This window comes from Pseudomonas beijingensis (genome assembly GCF_030687295.1).
Taxonomy (GTDB): Bacteria; Pseudomonadota; Gammaproteobacteria; order Pseudomonadales; family Pseudomonadaceae; genus Aquipseudomonas; species Aquipseudomonas beijingensis.
Map to the genome: position 1 here is coordinate 223,442 of NZ_CP117425.1, position 25,183 is coordinate 248,624.

Below are 25,183 nucleotides of genomic sequence, written 5' to 3' on the forward strand. Positions count from 1 at the left end.
GGTGAATGAATGACCATTATCGCCAGTCTGTTACGCGCCGCCGAGCTACCGGATTCGCCCACGCCACGGCTGGATGTCGAGTTGTTGCTGGCCGCTGCCCTGGGGCAAGTCCCGCAGCTTCCTGCATACCTGGCCTGAGCGGATCGTGCCCAGCGAGGCGGCGTTGCTGTTCTCCGAATACCTGCGCCGCCGTCGCTCCGGCGAGCCGGTGGCCTACATCCTCGGGCAACAGGGTTTCTGGAAGCTCGACCTGGAGGTCGCGCCCCACACGCTGATCCCGCGTCCCGACACCGAGCTGCTGGTGGAAACCGCACTGGCCTTGCTGCCCGCGACACCGGCCCGGGTCCTGGACCTGGGCACCGGGCAGCGGCGCGATTGCCCTGGCGTTGGCCAGTGAGCGCCCGGCCTGGAACGTCACGGCGGTCGACCGGGTGCTGGAGGCCGTGGCCCTGGCCGAACGCAATCGCCAGCGCCTGGACCTGCGCAACGTCACGGTGTTGAGCAGCCACTGGTTCAGCGCTTTGGAAGGCGAGCGTTTCCAGTTGATCATCAGCAACCCGCCGTACATCGCCGCCAGCGATCCGCACCTGGCCGAGGGCGACGTGCGTTTCGAGCCGGCCAGTGCCTTGGTGGCCGGGCCGGATGGGCTCGATGATCTACGCCAGATCGTGGCCCAGGCGCCGGCGCACCTCGAACCGGGTGGCTGGCTGATGCTCGAGCACGGTTACGATCAGGCCGAAGCGGTGCGCGATTTGCTGAGCGCCCAAGGGTTTGTTGAAGTCCACAGCCGCAAGGACCTGGGGAGCCATGAGCGCATCAGCCTGGGGTGCCTGCCGTGCTGAACGATCAGGAGCTGTTGCGCTACAGTCGGCAGATTCTGTTGCAGCACGTCGACATCGACGGCCAATTGCGCCTCAAGCAAAGCCGCGTGTTGATCATCGGCCTCGGCGGGCTCGGTGCCCCGGTGGCGTTGTACCTGGCCGCTGCCGGCGTGGGTGAGCTGCACCTGGCGGATTTCGACAGCGTCGATTTGACCAACCTGCAACGCCAGGTCATTCACGACACCGACAGCGTCGGCCTGAGCAAGGTCGATTCGGCGATGCGGCGCCTGGGGGCGATCAACCCCGAGGTTCGGCTGGTGCCTCACCGGGTGGCCATGGACGAAGACAGCCTGGCCGCTGCGGTCGCGGTGGTGGATGTGGTGCTCGATTGCTCGGACAATTTCTCGACCCGCGAAGCGGTAAACGCGGCCTGTGTCGCAGCGGGTAAACCGTTGGTCAGCGGCGCGGCGATTCGCCTGGAAGGGCAGTTGTCGGTGTTCGATCCGCGCCGTCCTGAAAGCCCTTGCTACCACTGCCTCTACGGCCACGGCAGCGAAGCCGAACTGACCTGCAGCGAAGCCGGTGTGATCGGGCCGCTGGTGGGATTGGTGGGCAGCTTGCAAGCTCTTGAAGCCTTGAAGTTGCTGGTCGGTTTCGGTGAGCCGCTGGTGGGGCGCCTGCTGTTGATCGATGCCTTGGGCACACGATTCCGTGAGTTGCGGGTCAAGCGTGATCCAGGTTGCAGCGTCTGTGGTGGTCAACATGAGTGAAGCGCCGGTCGGTGTGCTCGACTCGGGGGTTGGCGGGCTGTCGGTGCTGGGGGAGATCCGTCGGCTGCTGCCCAATGAGTCGCTGTTGTACGTGGCTGACTGTGGGCATATTCCCTACGGCGAGAAGACTCCGGAATACATCCGACAACGTTGCGCGATCATTGCCGACTTTCTCCTGGGCCAAGGCGCCAAGGCCTTGGTCGTCGCCTGTAACACCGCAACGGTCGCTGCCGTTGCCGACCTGCGCCGTGATTTCCCCCATTGGCCCATCGTCGGCATGGAGCCGGCGGTCAAGCCCGCCGCCGCCGCCACCCGTAGCGGTATCGTCGGCGTACTGGCCACCACCGGCACCTTGCAGAGCGCCAAGTTCGCCGCGTTGCTCGACCGTTTCGCCACCGATGTGCGGGTCATCACGCAACCGTGTCCTGGGCTGGTGGAGCTGATCGAAGCGGGTGATCTGCACAACCCGGCCTTGCATCAATTGCTGCAGCATTACGTCGACCCCTTGCTGGCGGCCGGCTGCGATACGCTGATCCTGGGTTGCACGCACTATCCGTTCCTCAAGCCATTGCTCGCGAGGATGATTCCTGAACACATCAGCCTCATCGACACGGGGGCCGCGGTGGCCCGGCAACTTCAACGCCTGTTGATTGAACGGGGGCTGTTGGCTGAAGGACCGGCCAGTGAAACGCACTTCTGGACCAGCGCAGACCCGATGCATCTAAGAAAAATCCTACCAACCCTATGGCATTCGTCTGGCGTTGTGCGAAGCTTCGATCTGTAAAAAAAACGTGAAAATTATGTAAATCGTGCTGAACTTCTGTTTTAGCGCGGATTTCTATAGCTTCGAGTGTTTGTAACAAAATCAACTAAATCTGTTCGGAAAAGGATGTTTCTAATGAAGCGCTTATTCTGCTTTGCCGCGTTTGCGGCTGCGTTGTTGGGGCACACTTACACTGCGCAAGCAGCGGGTGTGGAATTTGGGGTGGGCCAGACCAGCGACTCGACCATGACCTATCGCCTGGGCATGCAGTTCGACTGGGACAAGAGCTGGCTGCAAAGTGACGTCGGTCGCCTGACCGGCTACTGGAGCGGTGCCTATACCTATTGGGACGGGGACGAGACATCCAGCAACCACAGCCTGTCGTTCTCGCCTGTGTTTGTGTATGAATTTTCCGGCCAGAACGTGAAGCCTTACATCGAGGCGGGTGTCGGTGTTGCACTGTTCGCCAATACCGAAGTGGAAAGCAACAAGTTGGGGACCGCCTTCCAGTTCGAGGATCGCATCGGGTTCGGCCTGCGCTTCAATGGTGGACATGAAGTGGGCATTCGCGCCACTCACTACTCCAACGCCGGTATCAAGTCGACCAACGACGGTGTGGAAAGCTACGCGCTGCACTACACGATGCCGCTATAACACCTGAGCAACAATTGTGGGAGCGAGCTTGCTCGCGATAGTGATAGACCAGCCACCCTGAAGTTGTCTGACCTACCGCTATCGCGAGCAAGCTCGCTCCCACAGTAAATCAGGTCTGTCAGATCATTCTTTTAGCGATACGCCGTCGCAATTCCCTGGCGCTCTTCCAGGCATTCCGGCGCCCCCATATCGAACTCGCGACAGATCAGCGGGCGCTTTTCATAGATGGTGCACATCATGCTGTCGCGATCCAAGGCCGCGCACCAACCGTCGTCGAGCCGCAGCATCACTTCCCCACCCCAATCGTCCGTGTCGATAAAACGCTCCGGGACCCCAGTGTCGGTGATCAGCATCACTTCCAACTGGCAGCAGCACGCCGCGCACGTCGAACATGTGACGGCCGGTGCCGGGATTTCATGGAGGGGGATGGTTTTCATGGCGCGCAGTGTAAGGCAATCGGCGGCTCAGGGGCGTCCCTTGATCGGATAGCCGTTTTTCGCCTGGCATGAGTCGATGTCGGCCGGCAGGGCTTCGGCGGATGAAGGCAAGGGCCACAGGGCGGGCATGAACGCGATGGGGAGTGCGACTTCTCGGGGGCGTTCGACCAAGTGATTCAACACATGCCGCGCAGCTTCTTCTGGCGACCAGTGGGCCGGGAATGGGAAACAATCGTCGGGCCCCAGCGATGGGTCGTCGTAGCCAGGGTGCACCAATGTCACATCAACGCCCGCAGACGTCAGCTCTGTCCGAGCCGATTCGAACAGATGGCGCATCCCGCTTCCACCCGCTTCGATTTTCGAGGGCGGCAGAAAAGTCGCCGGGCTGGCAATACCCACCAGATGAGGTTGGGTCCCGGCGCGCAACAAGGGTATGGCCACTTCGATGCAGAAGCTGGCGGCCAGCAGGTTGCTGCGCACGATATGCTCGATCAATGTCTGGTCGGCAGGTTGTCCGTCAACGTACTCAGCCGTTCCGGCATTGAGAATCACCTGATCCAGGGCACCCCATTGTCGAGAGATTTGCTCGCCGATCTCGCGCACGACCTGGCTGTCGGTCAAATTGCCGGGCACGGTCAGCACTCGTCCTGGATAACGTGTCGAAAGGGTTTCGCACGCTTGAGCCGAGCGCGAACTGACGGCCAGGTAGGCACCTGTCTCGAGTATCGCTTCAGCCAACGAAGCGCCGACTCCATTGCCAGCCCCGGTGAGCCAATAGCGCCGTGGCAGTCTTAGACCCATTCCATACTCCTTTCGATTGCGCGGCGCCCTGAGACACAGCCTTCAGTAGGCGCGGCACGATTAGTAAGACTATATGTTATCGGGTAAATATTGCATCCTGCGGCCCGGCAAATTCATGTTCGCTGATCGCCCACCCCTTCAACGGCGGCATCCTGTCGCACCGGCAGGTTTCTGAACGCTGCCAGCGCCCGCGCCCTGGACTCGCGCAAATCGACGATCGGTGCCGGATAATCCATGGCGCCAAACAAGCCGCCTGGGGTATTTGGGCTATGGACCTGTTGCCCAGTCAGATCGTTCAGTTCCGGTAGCCAGTACTTGATGAATAGTCCCTCGCGGTCAAATTTTTCCGACTGGCTCAACGGGTTGAAGATGCGGAACCAAGGCGCTGAGTCGGTGCCGGTGGAGGCGCTCCACTGCCAGCCGCCATTATTGGCGGCCAGGTCGCCGTCGATCAGGTGCTGCATGAAAAAACGCTCGCCTTCACGCCAATCGATCAGCAGGTTCTTGGTCAGAAACATGGCGACTACCATCCGCAAACGGTTGTGCATCCAGCCGGTTTCCAGCAATTGGCGCATGGCCGCATCGATAATCGGCAGGCCAGTGCGCGCCTGTTTCCAGGCCTCCAGTTCTGCGGGGGCTTTGCGCCACGCGAGCGCCTCGGTCTCCGGGCGGAACGCGCGGTGGCGCGACACACGTGGATAGCCCACGAGAATGTGTTTATAGAACTCCCGCCAGAGCAATTCATTGATCCAAGTCACAGTGCCGGCACTTCCACTCTCGAATTCACCCCGGTTGGCTTGCAGTGCGGCATGCAGGCACTGACGTGGCGACACCACCCCGGCTACCAGATAGGCCGAGAGCTGGCTGGTGCCGGGCCGGGCGGGGAAGTCCCGTTCGTGCTGGTAATCGTCGAGGTGTTGGTCGACAAAGCTGTCCAGACGCCGTCGGGCTTCGGTTTCCCCGGCGGGCCAGAGGGCGCGCAGCGCTTCACGGGGCGGGGCGAATCCATCGACTTGCGTCGGCACAGTATCGCGGGCAATGCCCGTGGGAGCCTGCCGGGGCGGCGTGGCGACCAGGCTCGGCAATGAAAAGTGCAGACGGTTGTAGCAGACTTTGCGGAACTGGCTGAACACTTGGAAATAGTTGCCGGTCTTGGTCAGCACGCTGCCAGGCTTGAACAGCAGTTGGTCGAGATGACTGCGAAACTCAATGCCCTGGTCATTCAACGCGCGTGCGACCTCGGCGTCGCGTTGCGTTTCATTCACGCCGTACTCTTCATTGACATGCACGGCACTGATGTTCAGTTCGCGACACAGCTTGAGCAGCACGGACGGCGCCTGGTGCCAATGCGCTGACTCGCGGATCAAGAGCGGGATGTTCAATTCATCCAGGGTCGCGCTCAACGCGCCGAGGTTGCGCAGCCAGAAATCGATCTTGCACGGTGCGTCGTCATGGACGCGCCACTGCTCGGGGCTGGTCAGGTACACCGCTGCGCATGGCCCTCGGGCTGCGGCAGCCGCCAGGGCGGTGTTGTCGTGCAGGCGCAAGTCGCTGCGCAACCAGATCAGTTGCAGGCTGTTTTTCATTTAAAGGAGTTCTCTGCGGCTCAGTTCGCGGTGAGCCGATAGCGGGTCTTCGGCCCAGGACAGGTCAATCTTCGCAACGCCTGTGGATAACCGGGCCTGGTGGATCGACGCGGCCGGGCCGGCAATGATGATCGGGCAATCGATACCGCTGAGCAGCCTGGGCAGTTGGGACAGATTGAGGGCGTGATTGGAATACAACAGGACGCCACGGGCCTTGAGGCGTTCGACTGCCAGGGCCAGTTCGCCCGCCGGTAGCGGGCTGTCGAACACTTCCACCGGGCAGTCGGCGCTGCTGACCAGCCAGGCGGTGAGCCACAAATGCGGCTCCTGGGGTAAGTCCGAATGATTGACCAACAAAAGTGGCGCGCCGCGCACCTGACGGTTGTTGTGGTAGATCCGGCTGCCGAATTTGCTGCGCAGCCACGAGTACAGGAAAACCTGTTCCAGTTGCGCGCCGAACTGGCCTTGCCAGCGCAGGTGCAGTTCGGCCAGCAGCGGCAGGAGCAATTGTTCGCACACGGTCCAGGGTGGATACAGCGCCATCGCCTGGTTGACCAGGTCATCGATCTGACGTTCGGCCAGTTGCGTCACCGCCAGCGCCAGGGCGTGACGCTGACGCTGCCAATCGTTCTCCGGTGGCTGTGTGGGCTCCATCGGCAGCGGCGGTATGTCCAGCAACGGCTTGATCTTGCTCACCGCAACGCCACGATCGATCCAGGTGAGGATATTCCGGATCCGTTGCACATGGTCGGCGTTGAACAAGCGGTGGCCCTTGGGCGTGCGGTGCGGCACGATCAGGCCGTACCGGCGCTCCCAGGCCCGCAGCGTGACGGCGTTGACACCGGTCTGCCGGGCGACTTCGCGGATGGGCAACCAGCCTTGCGCCAAGGCCTTGGCAAAGTCGGCTCCCAGGTCTTCGCGGGCGCTGGCATCGGGGTCGTGGTTCATTAAATAGCGTTTCGCAAGCTGAGGTTTTCCGGGTGCGGTTGCAGGTAGACCTGCTGCGCCAGGTAAGGATCGGGGTGCTGGCGCAGGTGATGCTTGAGCAAGGTCAGCGGTACCACCAAGGGCACGATGCCGAGGCGGTATTGCCCGATGAGGTGCTGCACCTCCTGTTTGTCCTCGGCGTCGATGTCGCGCTTGAGGTACCCGCTCAGGTGTTGCAGCACATTGGTGTGGGTACGGCGGGTGGCGCATTTCTTCAAGGCGGCCATCAATGCACCGAAATAGCGTGGGCCCAGCTCATTGGCATCGGCCTTGCCCATGGTGCCCAGCAGTTTGCCCAGGGCCTTGTACTGCTCCGGGTTGTGCGCCATCAGCAGGTATTTGTAGCGCGAGTGGAATTCGATCAGGTCGCGCCGGGTCAGGCGCTGGCGGCGCAAGGGTTGCCAGGCGGCATAGGCAAACACCCGGGTCAGGAAGTTCTCCCGCAGCACCGGGTCGTTGAGGCGGCCGTCTTCCTCCACCGGCAGATCGGGATGGCGTTCACAAAAGGCCTGGGCATAGATGCCGCGCCCGCCGCCGTCCTGGGTCACGCCGTTGTGGTCGTAGACCTTGACCCGCTCCAGTCCGCAGGATGGCGATTTCTGCATAAAGATGTAGCCGCAGATGTCATCCAGTTCACCAGCCATTTGCCGGCCGTAGTCGGCCAGCGGTCGGGTCACGTCGAGGTCGCGATTCACCGTGCCGAGTGCCTCGGGGTGTTCGGGGTCGCCCACCAGGCGGATCGGTTCCCGGGGAATACCCAAGCCAATGGCGACTTCGGGGCACACCGGCACGAAGTCGAAATATTCGATGAGGGTGCGGCTGCACAACGGCGATTGCTTGTGCCCGCCGTTGAAGCGAACTTCAGCACCCATCAGGCAGGCGCTGATGGCGATCTTGGGTTTGGCGATGGCTGCACTGTGCATGGGCGACCTCTGATGGCTTAATCTTGTACATATTTATATTTCTGTACAATATTTTCATCATAGGCTCGAACGTACGCAAGTCAACCGGATTCAGAGAGGGCTGGGCGACATCAGTGGGTGTCGCAGGCAGGCTGCTGTCTCTTTCGACAGCAGCGAAGAGCGAGGGGGACGCGATCTACTGCAGGCTTGCGTGCAGGCGACGTGCAGCTTCCTGGCCGCTGAGCCATGCACCTTCGACCCGGCCGGACAGGCACCAGTCGCCGCACACATACAGGCCGAGGTCGGCATCGGCCAGCGCTCCCCATTCGTGGCTGCCGGCGGGGCGGGCGTAGAGCCAGCGATGGGCCACGCTGAAGCTCGGTGCGGGCATCGCGCTGTGCAGCAGTTCGGCGAAGGCACCGTGCAGGTGTTCGATCACGGCTTCCTTGGACAGGTCGATATGCTGCCGGCTCCAGTCGCTGGTGGCGTGCAGTACCCAGGTGTCGAGCTTGCTGTCGCGTCCCGGTTTGCTGCGGTTGCGCGCTAGCCAGTCCAGGGGGCTGTCTTGTACGAAGCAGCCTTCCATGGGGGTGTCCAGCGGTGTTTCGAAGGCCAGGGCCACGGCCCAGGTCGGGTCCATCTTCACCCCGGCGGCCACGGCGGCCAGTTTCGGTACGGCGGCCAGCAATGCGGTGGCCTGGGGGGCGGGCGTGGCGATCACCACTTGGCCGAAGGGGCCGTGGGTGAAACCTTCCGCATCCTGCAAATGCCAGTGCTCCTGGCCGCGGTACACCTCGGTGATCCGGCAGGAAAACTGCACTTGCAGCTTGTCGAGCAAGGCGCGGGTGATAGCGCTCATGCGTGGGGTGCCGACCCAGCGGGTCTGTTCGTCCGGCGATGGGCTCAGTTGTCCATTCTGGAAATGGTAGAGCTGCGGGTTCCATTCCGCGGCCCAGCCGTTGGCTTGCCAGCGCTGGACCTCCGTGACAAAGCGGCGATCGCGGGCAGTGAAGTACTGTGCGCCCATGTCCAGCGCGCCGGCGTCGCTGCGCTTGCTCGACATGCGTCCGCCACTGCCATGGCTTTTATCGAAGAGTTGAACGATATGCCCGGCCTCCGTCAGGGCCTGAGCGGCTGAAAGTCCGGCGATGCCGGTGCCGATGATTGCGATAGGTACAGTCATGAGGGCCTCGTTTACCTTTCTGTACAGACTACGCCGTCGTTTAAACCTGTACAATTCGGGTTTTTGGTATAAGTTTTACCGTTCGCGCTTGGACAGGTTGTCCTATTGTTAAACACAGACCCTGTCCGATACGAAAAATCCCTGCTTATAAAAATAGACTAATGGGCCGGGTAAAACGCGATGCGAGGAACATCTCATGCACATATTGCTGACCGGCGGTACTGGTTTGATCGGACGTCAGCTCTGCCGCCTCTGGTTGCAGCAGGGACATCGCCTGACGGTATGGAGTCGCCGCCCCGAAGAGGTGGCGAAAATCTGCGGGGCACCGGTGCGGGGCGTGGCCCGGCTCGACGAAATTGACGAGCCGGTGGACGCGGTGGTCAACCTCGCCGGCGCGCCCATCGCCGACCGCCCCTGGAGCCATAAACGCAAGATGTTGTTGTGGAGCAGTCGCATCACGTTGACGGAAGTTTTGCTGGCGTGGTTGGAGCGTTGCGAGCAGAAACCGCAGGTGTTGATTTCCGGTTCCGCGGTGGGCTGGTACGGCGACGGTGGCGAACGTGAGTTGACCGAGGAATCGGGACCGGTGAGCGAAGATTTCGCCAGCCAGTTGTGCATCGCCTGGGAAGAAACCGCGCAACGGGCCGAGGCCATGGGGCTGCGCGTGGTGCTGGTGCGTACCGGTCTGGTCCTGTCTGCAGAGGGCGGCTTTTTGTCGCGGCTGCTGTTGCCCTTCAAACTGGCGCTGGGCGGGCGTATCGGCAATGGTCGGCAGTGGATGCCGTGGGTTCACATTGACGATCAAATCGCCCTGATTGATTTTCTTCTGCACCGCACCAATGCCAGCGGTCCCTATAATGCGTGCGCGCCGAACCCGGTGCGCAACCGCGATTTTGCCAAGGCCCTGGGGCGCGTATTGCATCGGCCGGCCGTGGTGCCGATGCCGGAGCTTGCGCTGAAGGTCACGCTGGGGGAATTGTCCTTGCTGTTGCTCGGCGGCCAGCGCGCCACGCCCAGCCCGATTGCAGGCGGCGGGTTTCACATTCCGCTTCACTGATTTGCCTGCGGCCCTGGAAGACTTGTCCAGCCGCCTTTGAAATAGGACGTTGCATGACCGATCACGCGTTGCTTCTGGTGAATCTGGGTTCGCCTGCCTCCACCTCAGTGGCCGATGTGCGCCGCTACCTCAATCAATTTCTGATGGACCCGTATGTCATCGACCTGCCCTGGCCGGTGCGGCGTCTGCTGGTATCGCTGATCCTGATCAAACGTCCCGAGCAGTCGGCCCATGCTTACGCCTCGATCTGGTGGGACGAGGGTTCGCCGCTGGTGGTGCTCAGTCGCCGGCTGCAGCAGGCCATGACCGCGCAGTGGACCCAGGGCCCGGTGGAGCTGGCGATGCGTTATGGCGAGCCGTCCATTGAGTCGGCACTGGTGCGACTGGCGAGCCAGGGGCACAAGAAGATCACGTTGGCGCCGTTGTACCCGCAGTTCGCCGACAGCACCGTGACCACGGTGATCGAGGAGGCCAAGCGGGTCGTACGGGAAAAGAAACTCAATGTGCAGTTTTCGATTCTCCAGCCGTTCTACGATCAGCCCGAATACCTCGACGCCCTGGTGACCAGCGCCAAGCCGTACCTGATGCAAGAACACGATCATCTGTTGTTGAGTTTCCACGGTCTGCCGGAACGGCACCTGACCAAGCTCGACCCGACAGGGTTTCATTGCTTCAAGGATGCCGACTGCTGCAAGAATGCGCCGCCGGAGGTCATGGCGACCTGTTATCGCGCGCAATGCATCCGCACGGCCGAACTGTTCGCCCAACGCATGGGGCTGGCGGAGGGCAAATGGTCGGTGTCGTTCCAGTCGCGGTTGGGGCGGGCCAAGTGGATCGAACCCTACACCGAGGCGCGCCTGGAGGAACTGGCCAAAAGCGGCGTGAAGAAAGTGTTGGTGATGTGCCCGGCGTTCGTGGCCGACTGCATCGAAACCCTGGAAGAAATCGGTGATCGCGGCCGTGAGCAGTTCCGCGCGGCAGGGGGGGAGGAGTTGGTGCTGGTGCCTTGCCTCAATGATGGGGCGCAGTGGGCGCAGGCGTTGAGTACCCTCTGCGAACGGGCGCCGATCGCTTTGTAAAATTCAAGGGCCCCATCGCGAGCAAGCTCGCTCCCACATGGGATCTGCTGTGTACACAAATTGTGTGACCACTCGAGATCCACTGTGGGAGCGAGCTTGCTCGCGATAGCTATCTGGCTGACAACAAAATATCAAGCTGGGGTCAGATCAGCGGCTCATCCGCCTTCTTCTGCTTCCAGCCGTCATTGCCCGGCAGCAGCAGGTTCAGCGCGATCGCCACCACCGCGCACAGCGCGATGCCTTTGAGACCGAAATCGTCCGGGCCGGTGCCGGTGCCCACCAGCACGCCGCCGATGCCGAACACCAGCGTCACCGAAACGATCACCAGGTTGCGCGCCTCGCCCAAGTCGATCTTGTGGCGGATCAGTGTGTTCATGCCCACCGCCGCAATCGAACCGAACAACAGGCACAGGATCCCGCCCATCACCGGCACCGGGATGCTTTGCAGCAGCGCGCCGAACTTGCCGATGAACGCCAGGCTGATGGCAAAGATCGCCGCCCAGGTCATGATCTTCGGGTTGTAGTTCTTGGTCAGCATCACCGCGCCGGTCACTTCGGCATAGGTGGTGTTGGGCGGGCCGCCGAACAGGCCAGCGGCGGTGGTGGCGATGCCGTCACCGAGCAGGGTGCGGTGCAGGCCGGGTTTCTTCAGGTAGTCGCGACCGGTCACGCTGCCCACGGCGATCACGCCGCCGATGTGCTCGATGGCCGGCGCCAGGGCGACCGGCACGATGAACAGGATCGCCTGCCAGTTGAACTCCGGTGCGGTGAAGGCCGGCAGGGCGAACCATGGCGCGGCGGCGATCTTCGCGGTGTCCACGACCCCAAAGAAAAACGCCATGGCAAAGCCCACCAGCACGCCGGAAATGATCGGCACCAGGCGGAAAATGCCTTTGCCGAACACCGCGACGATCAGGGTGGTGAGCAAGGCCGGCATCGAAATCATCATCGCGGTCTGATAATGAATCAGCTCGGTGCCGTCGCCGGCCTTGCCCATCGCCATGTTGGCGGCAATCGGCGCCATGGCCAGGCCGATGGAAATGATCACCGGGCCGATGACCACAGGCGGCAGCAGCCGGTCGATGAACCCGGTGCCCTTGATCTTCACCGCCAGGCCCAGGAAGGTGTAGACGAAACCCGCCGCCATCACGCCGCCCATGGTCGCCGCCAGGCCGAACTGACCCTTGGCGAGGATGATCGGGGTGATGAAGGCAAAGCTCGAGGCCAGGAACACCGGCACCTGGCGTCCGGTGACGAGCTGGAACAGGATCGTCCCCAGGCCGGCGGTGAACAGCGCCACGTTAGGGTCCAGCCCGGTGATCAGCGGCATCAATACCAGCGCGCCGAAGGCGACGAACAGCATCTGCGCGCCGGACAGGACCTGGCGCCAGAGCGGATCGTTGAACTCATCCTGCATGCTCAAGCGTCCTTCTGCTTGGTGCCGAAGATCTTGTCGCCGGCATCGCCCAGGCCCGGGATAATGTAGCCATGCTCGTTGAGTTTCTGGTCGATGGACGCGGTGTAGATGGTCACGTCCGGGTGAGCGTCCTGCACGGCCTTGATGCCTTCGGGGGCGGCGACCAGCACCATGGCGCGGATGTCCCGGCAACCGGCCTTTTTCAACAGGTCGATGGTGGCGACCATGGAGCTGCCGGTAGCGAGCATCGGGTCGATGATCATCGCCAGGCGCTCGTCGATTTCCGGCACCAGTTTTTCCAGGTAGGTGTGCGCTTGCAGGGTCTGCTCGTTGCGAGCCACGCCCACCGCGCTGACCTTGGCCCCGGGGATCAGGCTCAGGACGCCTTCGAGCATGCCGATGCCGGCGCGCAGGATCGGCACCACGGTGATTTTCTTGCCGGCGATTTTCTCGACCTGGACCGTACCGGCCCAACCGTCGATTTCATAGGACTCCAGCGGCAGGTCCTTGGTGGCCTCGTAGGTGAGCAGGGCACCGACTTCCTGGGCCAGTTCACGGAAGTTTTTCGTGCTGATATCGGCGCGGCGCATCAGGCCGAGTTTGTGTCTGATCAGCGGGTGGCGGATCTCGAGGATGGGCATGGGGAAGGCTCCGGCGGCGGGCAAAAAAACCGGCCTAGATTAATCTATCCGAGGGTGTTGTCCTATAGACAATACAGAACGTTAGTCCACAAACGCTTGATCTGGCCTTGCTTGATGCGTACCTTTGCCGGCTTTTCCGAACCCGTCCCGCCCCTCAACTTCCCCTGGAGAGCGCCATGTCCGCTGATCTCGAGCATATCCGTCAAATCATGCGAGAGGCTGACTGCCTGTACACCGAAGCCGAAGTCGAAGCGGCCATCGCCCGTGTCGGTGCGCAAATCAATGAGCAACTGGCCGATGCCAATCCGGTGGTGTTCTGCGTCATGAACGGCGGGCTGATCTTCTCCGGCAAGCTGCTGACCTATCTGAACTTCCCCCTGGAAGCGTCCTACCTGCACGCGACGCGTTATCGCAACGAAACCAGCGGTGGCGACCTGTTCTGGAAAGCCAAGCCGGAAGTCTCGTTCATCGACCGCGACGTGCTGATCATCGACGACATCCTCGACGAAGGTCACACCCTGGGCGCGATCATCGACTTCTGCAAACACGCCGGCGCCCGCGCCGTGCACACCGCCGTGCTGATCGACAAGGACCATGACCGCAAGGCGCGGCCGGACTTGAAAGCCGATTTCGTCGGTCTGCCATGTATCGACCGCTACATCTTCGGCTACGGCATGGACTACAAAGGTTACTGGCGCAACGCCAACGGCATTTTCGCCGTCAAGGGCATGTAATCGATGACTCGGCCAAGCTTTCTGGACCACGCGTTGTTCGATGAATTGGCCGAGAAAGCCGCGGCCAGTCCTCGCGGACGACAGCACCATAACTTTCATGAAATGGATGAACCGTGCCACCGCATGGCGGTTGGCTTGCAGCCGTCCACCTACATCCCACCGCACCGCCACCTGAGCGCTGATAAGGCGGAAACCTTGCTGGTGCTCAAGGGGCGGCTGGGGGTGTTGATCTTCGACGAAACGGGTACGGTGGTGGACAAACGCATCCTGCAGGCCGGTGGGGATTGCCTCGGCGTCGACCTGCCGGCTGGCGTGTATCACGGGTTGGTGGTGCTGGAAGCCGACAGCCTGATGTTCGAATGCAAGGCCGGCCCTTACCGGCCCGTGGGCGAGGGCGAACTGGCCCACTGGGCGCCCCGTGAAGGCGAGGCCGGCGTGGCCGAGTACCACGCCTGGATGCGTGCCCAGTTCGACTGAACTGTGGCGAGGGGATTTATCCCCGCTGGGCTGCGAAGCAGCCCTAAAAACAGGCAACCCGGTATGTCAGGCTGATCGAGTCGATCGGTTTGGGTCGCTTCGCAACCCAGCGGGGATAAATCCCCTTGCCACATGAATCAGCTTCACCCTCACTACCGATCAAGCCAGTCTTGAATGAGCGGCGCTGCCGGCAGTGAGCCATTTTTCGCTCTTGACTCGCGCCTGCTCCAGGGTCTGCACATACGCCAATTGCCGCTGTTCGCGATGAATCCCGGCGCGGCGCAGTTTCAGGCGCACCCTGGGCGCGGTCGCGACCAGGATCAGGCCGATGCCGTGCTTGCGGTAATCCTTCAGGATATTTTCAAACGCGGCCAGCGCCGTCATGTCCAGCATCGGCACGGCGCTCATTTCCACGACCACCACCCGAACGCCCGGGTCGAACCTGCGCAGCACATCCAGGGCTTTTTCCGCCGCGCCAAAGAACAACGGTCCACGAATGGCGTAGCAGCGGACATGCTCGGGCATGTCCAGCAAGGCTTGGTGGAAGTGGCGCGGCAACTCGGCGCTGTCGGTCAGTTCGCTCATGCGCTTGATGAACAGCCCGGCGGCCAGCAGCAGGCCGACGGCGACGGCCAGGACCATGTCGAACAGCACCGTCAGGCCCAGGCAGGTCAGCAGCACCAGTACGTCGCTGCGCGGGGCGATGCGCAGGGTGTGCAGCACATGCCCGGCTTCGCTCATGTTCCAGGCAACCATCACCAGCAGCGCGGCCAGTGCGGCCATGGGCAAGTAGCTGAACAGCGGCGCCAGCAGCACAATCGCCACCAGCACCACGAGGCTGTGGATGATCGCGGCCAGTGGTGAAAAGGCGCCACTGCGCACATTGGTGGCGCTGCGGGCAATGGCGGCGGTGGCGGTGATGCCGCCGAACAGCGGCGCCACCAGATTACCCAGGCCCTGGCCCATCAGCTCGGCGTTGGGATCGTGCTTGCTGCCGGTCATGCCGTCCGCCACCACCGCGCACAACAGGGATTCGATGGCACCGAGCATGGCGATGGCAAAGGCGGGCGCCAGCAATTGGCGGATCAGGTCATAGGACAGGATCAGCGGATGCCCCTGGCTGTCCGGCAGGTTCCAGGGCCAGTCGAAGCTCGGTAAGAAGGGCGGGATGCCCGGATGAGCGACGCCATCGACGACGTAGCTGAAACGTTCGCCCAACGTCGCGATCGGCCATCCGCCGCGCTCCATCGCCAGCCCCAACAGTGTGCCCACCAGCAGGGCCACCAGATGCCCGGGCACCCGTGGCACCCAGCGTGGCCAGGCAATCAGCACCGCCAGGCACACGGCGCCGATCACTCCATCGCCGAGACGGGCACCGGGCAGCGCCACGATCAATTCACCCAGCTGTTCGATGTAGTGTTTGGCTTGGCCTGCGGTGGTCAGCCCCAGCAGATCCTTGAGTTGCAAAGTGGCGATGACCACGCCGATGCCCGCCGTGAAACCGAGGATGACCGGATAGGGAATGTACTGGATCAAGCGGCCGGCGCGTATCAGGCCCAGGGCGATCAGGATCAGGCCGGCGAGCATGGTGCACAGCAGCAGGCCGCCCAGGCCGTATTGTTGAGTGATGGGCAGCAGGATCACCACGAACGCCGCTGTCGGCCCGCTGACGTTGAAGCGCGAGCCGCCGGTGAGGGCGATCAGCGGCGCCGCCACCAACACCGTGTACAGGCCGTGCTGCGGCGGTACGCCGACGGCAATTGCCAGGGCCATGGCCAGGGGGATGGCGATAATGCCAACGGTCAGCCCGGCCACCAGATCGCCGCGCAGTCGTTCCAGGGTGTAGCCGGCACGCCAGGTTTGGCGCCAGGCGGCGAACAGCGGTGGGGCGGAGAAAGACATAAGTACTCCACACAAAATGAACGGGTGTTACACCTGGGCCTGCCGAGCACCGATCCCTGTGGCGAGGGAGCTTGCTCCCGCTCGGCGGCGCAGCCGTCGTAAAAAGGTTGACGCAGTTTACTGGGGAATTGCAGCTGTCTGTTGTTGGGGCGGCTGCGCCAACCAGCGGGAGCAAGCTCCTTCGCCACAGAGGCATCGCCTGGCGGGTGTCAGCTCTGATGGCCCTTCGAGTATGCCGCGCCCGCTGTTCGGATGTATTGATCCGGATCGCTTATTTTTACCGTCCGGGCTCATGCTAGAGTGCCAGGCCAAGATTCTGGAGGTTGTCATGCGTGTATCGATCCGTCGCTGCGCCACTTCGCTGTTGATCGCCAGCCTGCCGTTGACGGCCGTGGCCGCGCCGATGCACAGCCAGTTCCTGCCGCCGGATGACCTGGTGGTGCGCCAGGAACAGCCGGAACAGCAGCAATTGCTGCAAGTGACCGAGTATTCGGTGGTGCTGGGTAACCAGCGCCAGTCCAACCAGCAACCGATCCCGGTCACTTCGCCCTTGCTGGTCCGCCTCAAGGGCAAGTCCTTGAACAAGGGGGCGAGCATCAGCCAGGTGATCCTCAACTTCGACGGCGAAAGCAAAAGCCTGAAGAAGCCAGTCTTCGATGAGGCGAGCAAGACCCTGACGCTGTCTTATCCACAGGCTCAGTACCGGGTGGTCATCGATCTGCTGCGCAACAACACCGTTTATGTGCAGTTCCTCACCTACGCCAACGGCCATATCTGGGCCGACCTGCACACCGGCACCGAACGCCCGCGTTGAGCCCCGAGGCCTGGCGGGGGTAAACTGCCCGCCCCGTGAATTGTGCGAGTTGGAGCCGGCAATGCGTAAAGACAAGAAACAAGTGATTGGCGACGAGATTGGCGATGAGCAGATCAAGCTGTTCCTCAATTTCGAACCGGTCGATGCCACTTCGCCGTCGTTGCACAAATTGATCAAGGCCTACCGTGGCCTGCGGGTCGACGATTTCGAGCGCTTTTTGACGTTCTTCGTCGAGGCCGGCCATGACCTCAATGGCAAGGATGAACACGGCAACGATTTTGTTGCGCTGATCCAGGACCAGCGTAATGCCGAGGAATACATCGAGTTATTCAACAAGGCGCGCGGCTGAGCACGTTGAAACCCTGTCAACGCTCTTCGGAGCGTTGAGCATTGCGCTTGACCGCAACTAATTTCTTTCTTTGCAAGTTGCTCCGAAAGGTTATGTCACCATTCGGGCGGTTTTGTTTTATTTGAATTTCCATTATTTTTGCGTCGAAGCCAATTGGCTTTAACGTCATTGTTTTAATGGAGCTGTATTTATCATGGAAGATCAAAAAAAGTGTATTGCCGGAGTGTTGTTGTCTCTGGCGGCGTGTCTGGCAAGTTCAGCTTCTTGTGCGCGGGATGACATTGTCAACGTCGAAATCTACAACGCAACCACCGCGCTCATCGTTCCCGGCAGCGATTTTACCTGGACGCAGAATCCGGCCAATGCGGGCCACAGCTTTTCGATAGGCCCGGGTGAGAGCCAGGAATTAACCTACTACTTGCCCCAATCGCGTGCCGAACGAGAGGCCTTCAGCTATACACAAGGCAGCCGCACTTGCTATTTCAGCTTTGGGCATGTCCCAAGGGCACCGGTCAGTGATGAAAGTGCAATGCTTTATCATCGCTGGGTCAAAGCGGAACCGGCGGGTGCCTGTGTCGCTGAATTGTTTTATGTTGAAGATGATGACGAGTATGTTCGTCACGGTGGAACGCGTATCAAATTCAGCATGAACTAACGACGCGGAAAATAAAAAGCCTCCCATTTGCATGGGAGGCTTTTTATATTGACTGCAAGGTATCAGGCGTAACTTTTAGCCTTGCTGTCCTCAACCAACTCCAACGCAATGTTGTTCTGCGCGTTGATCTTGCGATACAACGCCGCGTCGGTTTCCAGCACTTTTTCCCGGGCCGGGAAGATCTCTGCGAGCTTGTTGGCCCACTCGCCCTTGGCCTTGTCCGGGAAGCAGCGTTCGATCAGTTCCAGCATGATCGATACGGTCACCGAAGCACCCGGCGATGCGCCGAGCAGGGCGGCGAGGGTGCCGTCCTTGGCGGCCACCAGTTCGGTGCCGAACTGCAGGACGCCACCTTTCTTCGGGTCTTTCTTGATGATCTGCACCCGTTGGCCGGCTACTTCCAGACGCCAATCTTCGGCTTTCGCCTCGGGGTAGAAGCGACGCAGGGATTCCAGGCGCTGCTCCATGGACTGCATCACTTCGCTGATCAGGTACTTGGTCAGGTCCATGTTGTCCCGGGCCACGGCCAGCATCGGGCCGATGTTGCCGGCGCGTACCGACAGCGGCAGGTCCATGATCGAGCCGTGCTTGAGGAACTTAGTGGTGAAACCGGCGTATGGCCCGAACAGCAGGGATTTCTTGCCATCGACCACGCGGGTGTCCAGGTGCGGTACCGACATGGGCGGCGAGCCTACGGCGGCCTGGCTGTAGACCTTGGCCTGGTGGTGCTTGACCACTTCCGGATTGTCGCAACGCAGCCACTGGCCGCTGACCGGGAAGCCACCGAAGCCCTTGCTTTCCTCGATGCCCGAGGCTTGCAGCAGCGGCAAGGCCGCGCCGCCGGCACCGAGGAAGACGAACTTGGCGTCGACGTCGCGGGTGCTGCCGGAATTGACGTCCTTGATGCTCACGGTCCAGCCGCTGCCGTTGCGCTTGAGGCCGGTGACGCGCTTGCAGTATTTGACCTGGGTGTCCGGAGCGCTGGTCAGGTGCTTGAGCAACTGATTGGTCAGGGCGCCGAAGTTGACGTCGGTACCGTTCATGACGCGGGTGGCGGCGATGACTTCATCGTCCGGCCGGCCTGGCATCATCAACGGCATCCACTCGGCCATCTGGTCTTTGTCTTCGGTGTATTCCATGTCGGCGAAGGCGTGATGCTGGTGCATCAGCTCGAAGCGCTTCTTCAGGAACTCCACGCCTTTTTCGCCTTGCACGAAGCTCAGGTGTGGCACCGGGGCGATGAAGGACTTGGAGGAGCCGAACGTGCCTTTTTTGGTCAGGTACGTCCAGAACTGCTTCGACACTTCGAACTGGGTGTTGATGTGCACGGCTTTCTTGATGTCGACCGTGCCGTCGGCCGCCTGGGGCGTGTAGTTGAGCTCACACAGCCCGGCGTGGCCGGTGCCGGCGTTGTTCCACGGGTTGGAACTCTCCGCGGCACCGGAATCCATCAGCTCGACGACTTCCAGCGAGATCGCGGGGTCGAGCTCCTTGAGCAGCACGGCCAGGGTGGCACTCATGATGCCGGCCCCTACCAGAACTACATCGACTGCTTCGTTATGCGCCATTTAACGCGTCTCCAAAATCTGCAGCACCAAATTGTCGGCATAGCGGCCAGGAGTGGCGGGGCAGGTCAGTTGCGCCCCAGTTATCCATGGCCAGGATCGCCATGTCCGAATCTTCGCAATTTTTCGCACCTACTGCGGATGCATGCAGCCTGGCCTCAAGAGTCACATGAACTCATTTAAGCGCCGGGCGGGCAATTCGACTTATGGCCGAGACATCCGTTCGTGCAACCAAATCCGTAGCGGACAGGCTTCAGGCGCCGGTTCTTGAGCGATATCCGGTCCTGTGTCGTTGGGCTGTTCCAGACGCTAATGGTGCTTGTTCAGACGCAAAACTCTTCATTTGCTCGCCACACTCTCGTGAAGTTGTGAAAACCCGTTTTTTCACGCTCTTTTGAAGACGTGAACCTCAAAAAAGGGCTGTCCCAGCCTGGCACTGCGCCCGGTTTGGTTGCCCCCATGGAGTACATGACAGGCAAAACGGGCAGACAGCTCAGTGACCGAGCGTAATGACAGCTCTGCAGATTCGCGAAAAGTGGTGATTTGCCTGAGAGAACAGCAAGCGCGCCAGCTTCACTCGATCTGTGTGGGCGGCTCTCTGTGGGCGGTGCGGGGTGCCAATACCAGCGCATCAGCGGTGTTGCGAGGCCCGATCAGGAGACGTCCTTATAATCGGGGGGAGATTGTATCGAAGAAACGCAGGGAAATGGTCGTGTTTAATGACTTTTATTAGCCGTCCGGTCAGATGGTCAACAGTTGCCGGTTGCGTGCGCGGGCACGGAGCGGTTGCACGCGGGCGCTGGCAGGCAATGGCTGGTGCAACCAGTTGAGACGAATCTCGTCGATTTCCACCCAGCCTTCGCCCATGGGTTGCAGGCTGCACTGCTTGAAGGCCTGGCAACGGCCGTTGCGATCGAGCAGGGCGAAGCTGCGGTGATGGGGACGCGGGGTGAACAGGGAAATGAGGAAGCGCATGAGCGGATACCGGGTCAGGAAGCTTGGAGCAAGCCTGACAGCGAGGCATGACATGCCGGTGTAAGGACCGTGACAATGGGGTGACAGGAACCGGCAACCATGCCCCGTGTCAGACATTTCAGTATTCATCGTAAGGCGCTAGTTCACCGCGATGGCGCACCGCTATACTGCCGGCCTGTTTGTGCCCGATTCTGGAGAGAAGAGCATGTTGCAACGCCTGTTGTTCGGTTTGATCGCTGTGACCAGTCTGACCCTCGTCGGCTGCGCCCACAGCCCGCAACAACTTAACCCGGAGCCCAAGCTCAATGCCCAACTGGCGCCTGTGGGTCGTGGCCAGCCGGTGGTGGTGCGGGTCGTGGACGGTCGTCCGTCGCCGACGCTCGGCACCCGTGGCGGGCTGTATCCGGAAACCAGCGTGATCACGGTGCAGGGCGCGCAGATCCTGCCCAAGCTGCAGGCCCAGGCTGAAGCCGCGGTGCGTTTGCTGGGCTTCACGCCGACCGCCAATGCCTTGAATGCACCGCAACTGACCGTGACCCTGGCCGAGCTCAAGTATCAGTCGCCCAAGGAAGGCATGTACGTGACCGAAGCCACCATCGGCGCGACTTTCCGCTCCGATGTGCAGAACGCCAACCGCCGCTACAGCGGTCGTTACGGTGCGTCCCTGGACCAACGCTTCGGCATGGCGCCTAACCAGGACACCAACACCAAGCTGGTCAGCGACGTGTTGAGCGATGCCCTGACCCGGCTGTTCAAGGACCCGACCGTTGGCCAGGTGCTGGCCGAGTAAGCGTTAAGCCCTGTATCCCCTGTGGGAGCGAGCTTGCTCGCGATAGCGTAGATCAGCTGACATTGCGATGGCTGACACGCCGCTATCGCGAGCAAGCTCGCTGCCACAGGGGTTTTTTATGGGTGAGATTTTCAGGCTGCCTGGGAATAAAATTCCAGCACACTGATCCCGGTCAGCAGGTCTGTCTCCGGCAGGTCGGCATGTTGATGGCCGCCGAGGGCGCAATACACCAGCCAATGGCGGTCCTGCACATTGAAGGACAGGCTGTCGACGAGGTTCTGTTGTTCGTCGCTCGGGCTGATGAGATAGAGGCGATCCTGGTTTTCGGCGTGCAGCATGACGGGTTCCGTGCAGGTTTGAAGGGCGACAGAGTGGCCTAATCAGATGACGAAACCGTGACGGGGAAATTAATCCAAGACGTGGTTGCCGACCCTGTAATGACCAAGCCTGCTCAACAAAATGCACACGGCCCGAACGCCTGGCGACGATCCTGTGGCGAGGGAGCTTGCTCCCGCTGGGCTGCGCAGCAGCCCCAAAACAGGGCCGCTTCGCGCTGGAGCGCCAGCCCGGCCCAGCGGGAGCAAGCTCCCTCGTCACAATGACTCACACAAGCCTTAAGTGAACAGCATTACAGTGCGGCGGCGGGGTCGTTACTGGTCGGAAAAAACGGCGCAGGGCGTCAGGCTTTCGGTAGAATCCGCGCCCTGTTCATAGGCCACGGGCGTGTCTGTCCTGTCCGTTTTTCGCTTGAGGTTCGTGATGTCGTCGCATCTGTTTTCGTTGTTCGCCGCCCACCCCGCCAAACTGATCAACCTGCTCGCGCTGCTGTTTGCCTGTCCCGGCGGCTGGGTGCTACATGCGACGCGCCGCCGTGAACAACGGGCGCGGGCCTGCCTGCAAGCACGCAATGGCAAGGGCGAGGAACGTTTCGAAGCACTGCTGGACCTGGCCACCCAGCGCATGAACCGATTTTTCTACCGCTTCGGCTTTGGCTGCCTGGCGCTGGCGTTGCTGGTGTCGTGGATCAGTACGCAGTTCTGACGAAGCAGCCGTTTTGATCTGGGACATGGTGACCTGTGGCGAGGGGATTTATCCCCGTTGGGCTGCGTAGCAGCCCTGATCGGTTTGATGTGATCGACCTGACTCACCGAGCTGTCAGGGTTTGGGTCTGCTGCGCAGCCCAGCGGGGATAAATCCCCTCGCCACAGCAAGCTCCCTCGCCACAGGGAACCGGTGTCCGCAGACCTATCGCTTAAAGCGCCAACCCCGCCTTGACCCGATACTGATTACGCACCGGCGTCGCATATTGCAGCACCAGGAATGGCCGGTGTTCCGGCGGGCAAGCGTCCAGCCGGCGCTGCCATTCTTCCTGGGCCTTGGCCAGTTCATCGGCTTCAAACACCTCGGCCGCCGTTGGCACCTGCAACTGCGGGTCGGCGTCGGCCCATTGGGCGTAAGCCAGGTAATGCACCGGGAACAGGCGGTAGCCGCCGAGAATCTGCCGGTCCATTTCCAGGGCCAATTGCTTGGTATCCTCGAACAGCTCGGTGATGGGCGCGGCGAAGTTCACGTGGACCCGGCCCTTATAGCCGGTGATGCCCTTGGCGATGCTCACGTCGTCCTCGCCCGGTGCCTTGGTGTAGGTGCCGGTGGTGGCGCGGATGTACAACTCGCGGGCCTTGGCCTGGTCGCAGGGGTCGTATTCATAGCTGATCGACACCGGCGTGAGGTTCAGCGACTGGATCACCTCGCCGAACGGCTCGTCCTTGCGGCTCATGTGGAACATCTTGAGGATCGCCGATTCGGTCCGGTCGTCACCGTCCTTGGCCCGACCTTCGGCCTGGGCGATCCAGATCGAGGCGCAGTCGTTGCGGATCGAGTGGTTGATGTACGCCGACAGCAACTGGTACGCCGCCATTTTTTCCCGCCGCCCGGTGATGGAGCGGTGCACGATGAAACTCTTGTTCAGGCGCATCAGGTCGCTGACAAAGGGCTTTTGCAGCAGGTTGTCGCCAATGGCGATGCGTGGCGTCGGCAGGCCGGCGTGGTACACGGCGTAGTTGACGAAGGCCGGGTCCATCACGATATCGCGGTGGTTGGCGATGAACAGGTACGCGCTGCCGGACTTGAATTGCTCCACCCCGGTGTAGGTCACGCCATCGGTGGCGCGCTCGATGGTGTGGTCGACGTAAAACTCCACCTTGTCCTGCAAAGTGGCGACCGACGTCACACCGGCGAACTCACGGCGCAATCTTTGCGCTATAAGGGGTTTGAGCATCCAGCCGAAGGCGCCGGCCAGGCGTGGGAAGCGGAAGTGGGTGAGGATATCTAGAAACGCCTTGTCGCCGAGCAGCCGTGCCAGCACCGCTGGGACTTCGCTGTCGTCGTAAGGTCGGATGGCATCGAATTCGCCCATCATGCTCTCTTGTTGGAAACGGCTAGGGTAAGTAAAGGTTCGGATCGAAAAAACGACGGGGCACGGCCTGGAAGATAAGCCAGACGAAAATAGCCCTGCAAATAGACCGGCGATTATACGCACAAGTCACCTGGGAGACCGCGATGCTGGAAAACGCTCGTTATGATTGTCCCTATTGCGGGGAGGAAGTTGAGACATCCGTGGATTTGTCCGGCGGCGACCAGACCTACATCGAGGACTGTCAGGTGTGCTGTCGGCCGATCACCTTTGTGTTGCAGGTCCACGGCGAGGAATGGCATCTGGAAGTCTTCAGCGAAAACGAATGATGGGGCGCCCATGCAGCGAATCTACGAGCTGGAAAACCTGATGGAAGGTGAATTATTGCAGGGCATGCTTGCCAGCGAAGGCATCACGGCGCATCTGGTGGGGCGCGATCTGCTGGGCGGCGCGGGGGAGTTGCCCATGCAGGGCCTGCTGGGGCTGGCGGTGGAAGACGAGCAGGCGCAATACGCCCGGGAGTTGATCGCCGCGTACAATGCCGCACTGCCGCTGCCCGGCGATGAACCGGACAGCTACCCCGGCACGCTGGTCTGTTAGGCTGGCGGTCGTTTGTTGATCAAGAGTCGTGTTACCCCATGTGTGGACGTTATGCCCTGTTTCGCTGGAACCCCGCCTTCGCGGCCCTGCCCGGCTTTCCCGCCGATCAGAAGGCGCAGTGGAATATTTCGCCCAACGACTCGGTGCTGATGCTGCGGGTTGGCGCCGAGGGCCAGCGTGAACTGGCTCGGGCGCGCTGGGGCCTGACGCCGCCGTGGCTGACCGACCTGTCCCGCACCCCGGCCCATGCCCGGGCCGAAACCGTGGCCGAGCAACCGATGTTCCGCGAGGCCTTGCGCCTGCGCCGCTGCCTGCTGCCGGCCAACGGCTTTTATGAATGGCGCGGAGGCACGCGCAAGCGTCCGTACTGGCTGACGCCGGGGGAGGGCTCGTCGTTGTTTTTCGCCGCGATCTGGGAGGCGTACCCGGTACAGGAACAGGTGTGGCTGAGCACGGCGGTCATCACCCAGCCTGCGGCGGGTCAACGCCGGCCGTTGATCCTGGACGAAGAAGGCCAGCGCCTTTGGCTCGACCCCGAGACACCGTTGCATGCCTTGCAAGGGCTGCTGGCAAGCGAGCCAGCGCCGCTGCGCGAGCGGGTATTGGCCAACATGGTCAATGATCCGAAGCTCAATGGGCCGGAGTGCCTGACGCCGGCTTGAGTCTTGCGGCGATTGTGCTGGCCTCATCGCGAGCAAGCTCGCTCCCACAATGGGCGGCAGGTGTATTCAAATCTTCCGTACACCCGCCATCCCCTGTGGGAGCGGGCTTGCTCGCGAAAGGGGCGTGACATCCAACATTCATGCAAGCT

General features: G+C 61.5%; 27 protein-coding genes and 2 pseudogenes. 16 read left to right on the forward strand and 13 right to left on the reverse strand.

All coding sequences use genetic code 11. From position 1 onward, the window contains the following. Positions 1–9 precede the first annotated feature (9 nt). The 4 genes and pseudogenes from prmC (at position 10) to PSH84_RS01055 (ending at position 3,008) form a co-directional block, all read left to right on the forward strand. Positions 10–842: pseudogene (gene prmC, locus PSH84_RS01040) on the forward strand (peptide chain release factor N(5)-glutamine methyltransferase). Then, a complete protein-coding gene (locus PSH84_RS01045) occupies positions 836–1,591 on the forward strand; it encodes a molybdopterin-synthase adenylyltransferase MoeB (RefSeq protein WP_122564738.1) in 756 nt (251 codons plus the stop codon). The pseudogene prmC and the gene PSH84_RS01045 overlap by 7 nt, the downstream one beginning before the upstream one ends. Next, complete coding sequence (gene murI / locus PSH84_RS01050; protein WP_305482152.1) at positions 1,584–2,375, forward strand: glutamate racemase; 792 nt, start codon at positions 1,584–1,586, stop codon at positions 2,373–2,375. Before PSH84_RS01045 ends, murI begins: the two co-directional genes overlap by 8 nt. Positions 2,376–2,489: 114 nt before the next feature. Beyond that, on the forward strand, positions 2,490–3,008 hold the full coding sequence (locus tag PSH84_RS01055; protein ID WP_305482153.1) for an acyloxyacyl hydrolase: 519 nt from the start codon (positions 2,490–2,492) through the stop codon (positions 3,006–3,008). A 131-nt stretch (positions 3,009–3,139) separates the two neighbouring features. Here the strand turns inward: PSH84_RS01055 and PSH84_RS01060 are convergent, their stop codons facing one another. The 6 genes from PSH84_RS01060 to PSH84_RS01085 form a co-directional block, all read right to left on the reverse strand. Further along, entirely contained in the window at positions 3,140–3,445 is a 306-nt protein-coding gene (locus PSH84_RS01060; protein ID WP_305482155.1) for a YkgJ family cysteine cluster protein, read from the reverse strand. Positions 3,446–3,472: 27 nt separating this feature from the next. Then, complete coding sequence (locus PSH84_RS01065; protein ID WP_122564700.1) at positions 3,473–4,246, reverse strand: SDR family NAD(P)-dependent oxidoreductase; 774 nt, start codon at positions 4,244–4,246, stop codon at positions 3,473–3,475. Between the two features lie 113 nt (positions 4,247–4,359). Continuing rightward, positions 4,360–5,820 (reverse strand): deoxyribodipyrimidine photo-lyase, encoded by a 1,461-nt coding sequence (gene phrB / locus PSH84_RS01070; protein WP_305483150.1) that lies wholly within the window; start codon positions 5,818–5,820, stop codon positions 4,360–4,362. 12 nt (positions 5,821–5,832) lie between these two features. Continuing rightward, a complete protein-coding gene (locus PSH84_RS01075) occupies positions 5,833–6,780 on the reverse strand; it encodes a MerR family transcriptional regulator (RefSeq protein WP_122564699.1) in 948 nt (315 codons plus the stop codon). Then, positions 6,780–7,742, reverse strand: a complete 963-nt coding sequence (locus tag PSH84_RS01080) for a YbgA family protein (protein WP_305482156.1) — start codon at positions 7,740–7,742, stop codon at positions 6,780–6,782. Before PSH84_RS01080 ends, PSH84_RS01075 begins: the two co-directional genes overlap by 1 nt. A 175-nt stretch (positions 7,743–7,917) precedes the next feature. Next, positions 7,918–8,904 (reverse strand): NAD(P)/FAD-dependent oxidoreductase, encoded by a 987-nt coding sequence (locus PSH84_RS01085; RefSeq protein ID WP_122564697.1) that lies wholly within the window; start codon positions 8,902–8,904, stop codon positions 7,918–7,920. A gap of 196 nt (positions 8,905–9,100) precedes the next feature. Here PSH84_RS01085 and PSH84_RS01090 point away from each other — a divergent pair. Together PSH84_RS01090 and hemH are read left to right on the forward strand one after the other, a co-directional pair. Further along, a pseudogene (locus tag PSH84_RS01090) lies at positions 9,101–10,001 on the forward strand (TIGR01777 family oxidoreductase). 13 nt (positions 10,002–10,014) lie between these two features. Then, entirely contained in the window at positions 10,015–11,040 is a 1,026-nt protein-coding gene (gene hemH / locus PSH84_RS01095) for a ferrochelatase (RefSeq protein WP_122564695.1), read from the forward strand. Positions 11,041–11,182: 142 nt separating this feature from the next. On the opposite strand, the gene PSH84_RS01100 is transcribed toward hemH, so the two are convergent. Together PSH84_RS01100 and upp are read right to left on the reverse strand one after the other, a co-directional pair. Next, the gene (locus PSH84_RS01100) at positions 11,183–12,457 is read right to left on the reverse strand and encodes a uracil-xanthine permease family protein (RefSeq protein WP_207280930.1); all 1,275 of its coding nucleotides are present in this window, start codon (positions 12,455–12,457) and stop codon (positions 11,183–11,185) included. Between the two features lie 2 nt (positions 12,458–12,459). Then, complete coding sequence (upp, locus tag PSH84_RS01105) at positions 12,460–13,098, reverse strand: uracil phosphoribosyltransferase (RefSeq protein WP_003185330.1); 639 nt, start codon at positions 13,096–13,098, stop codon at positions 12,460–12,462. A 176-nt stretch (positions 13,099–13,274) separates the two neighbouring features. Between upp and PSH84_RS01110 the strand changes: the two genes are divergently transcribed. Both PSH84_RS01110 and PSH84_RS01115 read left to right on the forward strand, forming a co-directional pair. Beyond that, positions 13,275–13,832, forward strand: a complete 558-nt coding sequence (locus PSH84_RS01110) for a hypoxanthine-guanine phosphoribosyltransferase (protein ID WP_053125250.1) — start codon at positions 13,275–13,277, stop codon at positions 13,830–13,832. A 3-nt stretch (positions 13,833–13,835) separates the two neighbouring features. Then, positions 13,836–14,309, forward strand: coding sequence for a WbuC family cupin fold metalloprotein (locus PSH84_RS01115; RefSeq protein ID WP_122564693.1), 474 nt, complete (start codon positions 13,836–13,838; stop codon positions 14,307–14,309). A 159-nt stretch (positions 14,310–14,468) separates the two neighbouring features. Here the strand turns inward: PSH84_RS01115 and dauA are convergent, their stop codons facing one another. After that, on the reverse strand, positions 14,469–16,211 hold the full coding sequence (dauA, locus tag PSH84_RS01120; protein WP_122564692.1) for a C4-dicarboxylic acid transporter DauA: 1,743 nt from the start codon (positions 16,209–16,211) through the stop codon (positions 14,469–14,471). A gap of 328 nt (positions 16,212–16,539) precedes the next feature. Here dauA and PSH84_RS01125 point away from each other — a divergent pair, with 328 nt between their 5' ends. The 3 genes from PSH84_RS01125 to PSH84_RS01135 all read left to right on the forward strand — a co-directional run bounded on the left by PSH84_RS01125 (position 16,540) and on the right by PSH84_RS01135 (position 18,029). Next, positions 16,540–17,025 (forward strand): hypothetical protein, encoded by a 486-nt coding sequence (locus PSH84_RS01125; RefSeq protein ID WP_305468449.1) that lies wholly within the window; start codon positions 16,540–16,542, stop codon positions 17,023–17,025. Between the two features lie 61 nt (positions 17,026–17,086). After that, entirely contained in the window at positions 17,087–17,374 is a 288-nt protein-coding gene (locus PSH84_RS01130) for a PA4642 family protein (RefSeq protein ID WP_122564690.1), read from the forward strand. A gap of 193 nt (positions 17,375–17,567) precedes the next feature. After that, entirely contained in the window at positions 17,568–18,029 is a 462-nt protein-coding gene (locus PSH84_RS01135) for a hypothetical protein (RefSeq protein WP_305468446.1), read from the forward strand. 62 nt (positions 18,030–18,091) lie between these two features. Here the strand turns inward: PSH84_RS01135 and mqo are convergent, their stop codons facing one another. Then, positions 18,092–19,597, reverse strand: a complete 1,506-nt coding sequence (mqo, locus tag PSH84_RS01140; RefSeq protein WP_122564688.1) for a malate dehydrogenase (quinone) — start codon at positions 19,595–19,597, stop codon at positions 18,092–18,094. Positions 19,598–20,335: 738 nt separating this feature from the next. Further along, complete coding sequence (locus tag PSH84_RS01145) at positions 20,336–20,569, reverse strand: hypothetical protein (RefSeq protein WP_014340171.1); 234 nt, start codon at positions 20,567–20,569, stop codon at positions 20,336–20,338. A gap of 205 nt (positions 20,570–20,774) precedes the next feature. On the opposite strand from PSH84_RS01145, the gene PSH84_RS01150 reads away from it, so the two are divergent. Beyond that, positions 20,775–21,359, forward strand: coding sequence for a YajG family lipoprotein (locus PSH84_RS01150; protein WP_106270605.1), 585 nt, complete (start codon positions 20,775–20,777; stop codon positions 21,357–21,359). Between the two features lie 131 nt (positions 21,360–21,490). Here PSH84_RS01150 and PSH84_RS01155 read toward each other — a convergent pair whose 3' ends face one another. Beyond that, positions 21,491–21,697, reverse strand: coding sequence for a hypothetical protein (locus PSH84_RS01155; RefSeq protein WP_003185312.1), 207 nt, complete (start codon positions 21,695–21,697; stop codon positions 21,491–21,493). A gap of 421 nt (positions 21,698–22,118) precedes the next feature. Here PSH84_RS01155 and PSH84_RS01160 point away from each other — a divergent pair, with 421 nt between their 5' ends. Beyond that, on the forward strand, positions 22,119–22,400 hold the full coding sequence (locus PSH84_RS01160) for a hypothetical protein (RefSeq protein WP_122567093.1): 282 nt from the start codon (positions 22,119–22,121) through the stop codon (positions 22,398–22,400). Positions 22,401–22,611: 211 nt separating this feature from the next. Here the strand turns inward: PSH84_RS01160 and PSH84_RS01165 are convergent, their stop codons facing one another. Then, a complete protein-coding gene (locus PSH84_RS01165) occupies positions 22,612–23,778 on the reverse strand; it encodes a 1-acyl-sn-glycerol-3-phosphate acyltransferase (protein WP_122567092.1) in 1,167 nt (388 codons plus the stop codon). A gap of 140 nt (positions 23,779–23,918) precedes the next feature. Between PSH84_RS01165 and PSH84_RS01170 the strand changes: the two genes are divergently transcribed. From PSH84_RS01170 to PSH84_RS01180, 3 genes are read left to right on the forward strand one after another with little or no spacing between them, the layout of a single operon-like run. Next, positions 23,919–24,101 (forward strand): CPXCG motif-containing cysteine-rich protein, encoded by a 183-nt coding sequence (locus PSH84_RS01170; RefSeq protein ID WP_122567091.1) that lies wholly within the window; start codon positions 23,919–23,921, stop codon positions 24,099–24,101. Between the two features lie 10 nt (positions 24,102–24,111). After that, positions 24,112–24,372 carry a putative signal transducing protein gene (locus PSH84_RS01175; protein WP_092202539.1) on the forward strand — a complete coding sequence of 87 codons (261 nt, stop codon included), beginning with the start codon at positions 24,112–24,114 and terminating at the stop codon, positions 24,370–24,372. A gap of 38 nt (positions 24,373–24,410) precedes the next feature. Then, complete coding sequence (locus PSH84_RS01180) at positions 24,411–25,034, forward strand: SOS response-associated peptidase (RefSeq protein WP_122567090.1); 624 nt, start codon at positions 24,411–24,413, stop codon at positions 25,032–25,034. Positions 25,035–25,183 lie beyond the last annotated feature (149 nt).

What these genes read in the sequence shown, in the direction of transcription:
- murI (WP_305482152.1), top strand. Translation starts at nt 1,584, where the DNA reads ATGAGTGAAGCGCCGGTCGGTGTGCTCGACTCGGGGGTTGGCGGGCTG.
- PSH84_RS01055 (WP_305482153.1), top strand. Translation starts at nt 2,490, where the DNA reads ATGAAGCGCTTATTCTGCTTTGCCGCGTTTGCGGCTGCGTTGTTGGGG.
- PSH84_RS01060 (WP_305482155.1), bottom strand. Translation starts at nt 3,445, where the DNA reads ATGAAAACCATCCCCCTCCATGAAATCCCGGCACCGGCCGTCACATGT.
- PSH84_RS01065 (WP_122564700.1), bottom strand. Translation starts at nt 4,246, where the DNA reads ATGGGTCTAAGACTGCCACGGCGCTATTGGCTCACCGGGGCTGGCAAT.
- PSH84_RS01075 (WP_122564699.1), bottom strand. Translation starts at nt 6,780, where the DNA reads ATGAACCACGACCCCGATGCCAGCGCCCGCGAAGACCTGGGAGCCGAC.
- PSH84_RS01080 (WP_305482156.1), bottom strand. Translation starts at nt 7,742, where the DNA reads ATGCACAGTGCAGCCATCGCCAAACCCAAGATCGCCATCAGCGCCTGC.
- PSH84_RS01085 (WP_122564697.1), bottom strand. Translation starts at nt 8,904, where the DNA reads ATGACTGTACCTATCGCAATCATCGGCACCGGCATCGCCGGACTTTCA.
- hemH (WP_122564695.1), top strand. Translation starts at nt 10,015, where the DNA reads ATGACCGATCACGCGTTGCTTCTGGTGAATCTGGGTTCGCCTGCCTCC.
- PSH84_RS01100 (WP_207280930.1), bottom strand. Translation starts at nt 12,457, where the DNA reads ATGCAGGATGAGTTCAACGATCCGCTCTGGCGCCAGGTCCTGTCCGGC.
- upp (WP_003185330.1), bottom strand. Translation starts at nt 13,098, where the DNA reads ATGCCCATCCTCGAGATCCGCCACCCGCTGATCAGACACAAACTCGGC.
- PSH84_RS01110 (WP_053125250.1), top strand. Translation starts at nt 13,275, where the DNA reads ATGTCCGCTGATCTCGAGCATATCCGTCAAATCATGCGAGAGGCTGAC.
- PSH84_RS01115 (WP_122564693.1), top strand. Translation starts at nt 13,836, where the DNA reads ATGACTCGGCCAAGCTTTCTGGACCACGCGTTGTTCGATGAATTGGCC.
- dauA (WP_122564692.1), bottom strand. Translation starts at nt 16,211, where the DNA reads ATGTCTTTCTCCGCCCCACCGCTGTTCGCCGCCTGGCGCCAAACCTGG.
- PSH84_RS01125 (WP_305468449.1), top strand. Translation starts at nt 16,540, where the DNA reads ATGCGTGTATCGATCCGTCGCTGCGCCACTTCGCTGTTGATCGCCAGC.
- PSH84_RS01130 (WP_122564690.1), top strand. Translation starts at nt 17,087, where the DNA reads ATGCGTAAAGACAAGAAACAAGTGATTGGCGACGAGATTGGCGATGAG.
- PSH84_RS01135 (WP_305468446.1), top strand. Translation starts at nt 17,568, where the DNA reads ATGGAAGATCAAAAAAAGTGTATTGCCGGAGTGTTGTTGTCTCTGGCG.
- mqo (WP_122564688.1), bottom strand. Translation starts at nt 19,597, where the DNA reads ATGGCGCATAACGAAGCAGTCGATGTAGTTCTGGTAGGGGCCGGCATC.
- PSH84_RS01145 (WP_014340171.1), bottom strand. Translation starts at nt 20,569, where the DNA reads ATGCGCTTCCTCATTTCCCTGTTCACCCCGCGTCCCCATCACCGCAGC.
- PSH84_RS01150 (WP_106270605.1), top strand. Translation starts at nt 20,775, where the DNA reads ATGTTGCAACGCCTGTTGTTCGGTTTGATCGCTGTGACCAGTCTGACC.
- PSH84_RS01155 (WP_003185312.1), bottom strand. Translation starts at nt 21,697, where the DNA reads ATGCTGCACGCCGAAAACCAGGATCGCCTCTATCTCATCAGCCCGAGC.
- PSH84_RS01160 (WP_122567093.1), top strand. Translation starts at nt 22,119, where the DNA reads ATGTCGTCGCATCTGTTTTCGTTGTTCGCCGCCCACCCCGCCAAACTG.
- PSH84_RS01165 (WP_122567092.1), bottom strand. Translation starts at nt 23,778, where the DNA reads ATGATGGGCGAATTCGATGCCATCCGACCTTACGACGACAGCGAAGTC.
- PSH84_RS01170 (WP_122567091.1), top strand. Translation starts at nt 23,919, where the DNA reads ATGCTGGAAAACGCTCGTTATGATTGTCCCTATTGCGGGGAGGAAGTT.
- PSH84_RS01175 (WP_092202539.1), top strand. Translation starts at nt 24,112, where the DNA reads ATGCAGCGAATCTACGAGCTGGAAAACCTGATGGAAGGTGAATTATTG.
- PSH84_RS01180 (WP_122567090.1), top strand. Translation starts at nt 24,411, where the DNA reads ATGTGTGGACGTTATGCCCTGTTTCGCTGGAACCCCGCCTTCGCGGCC.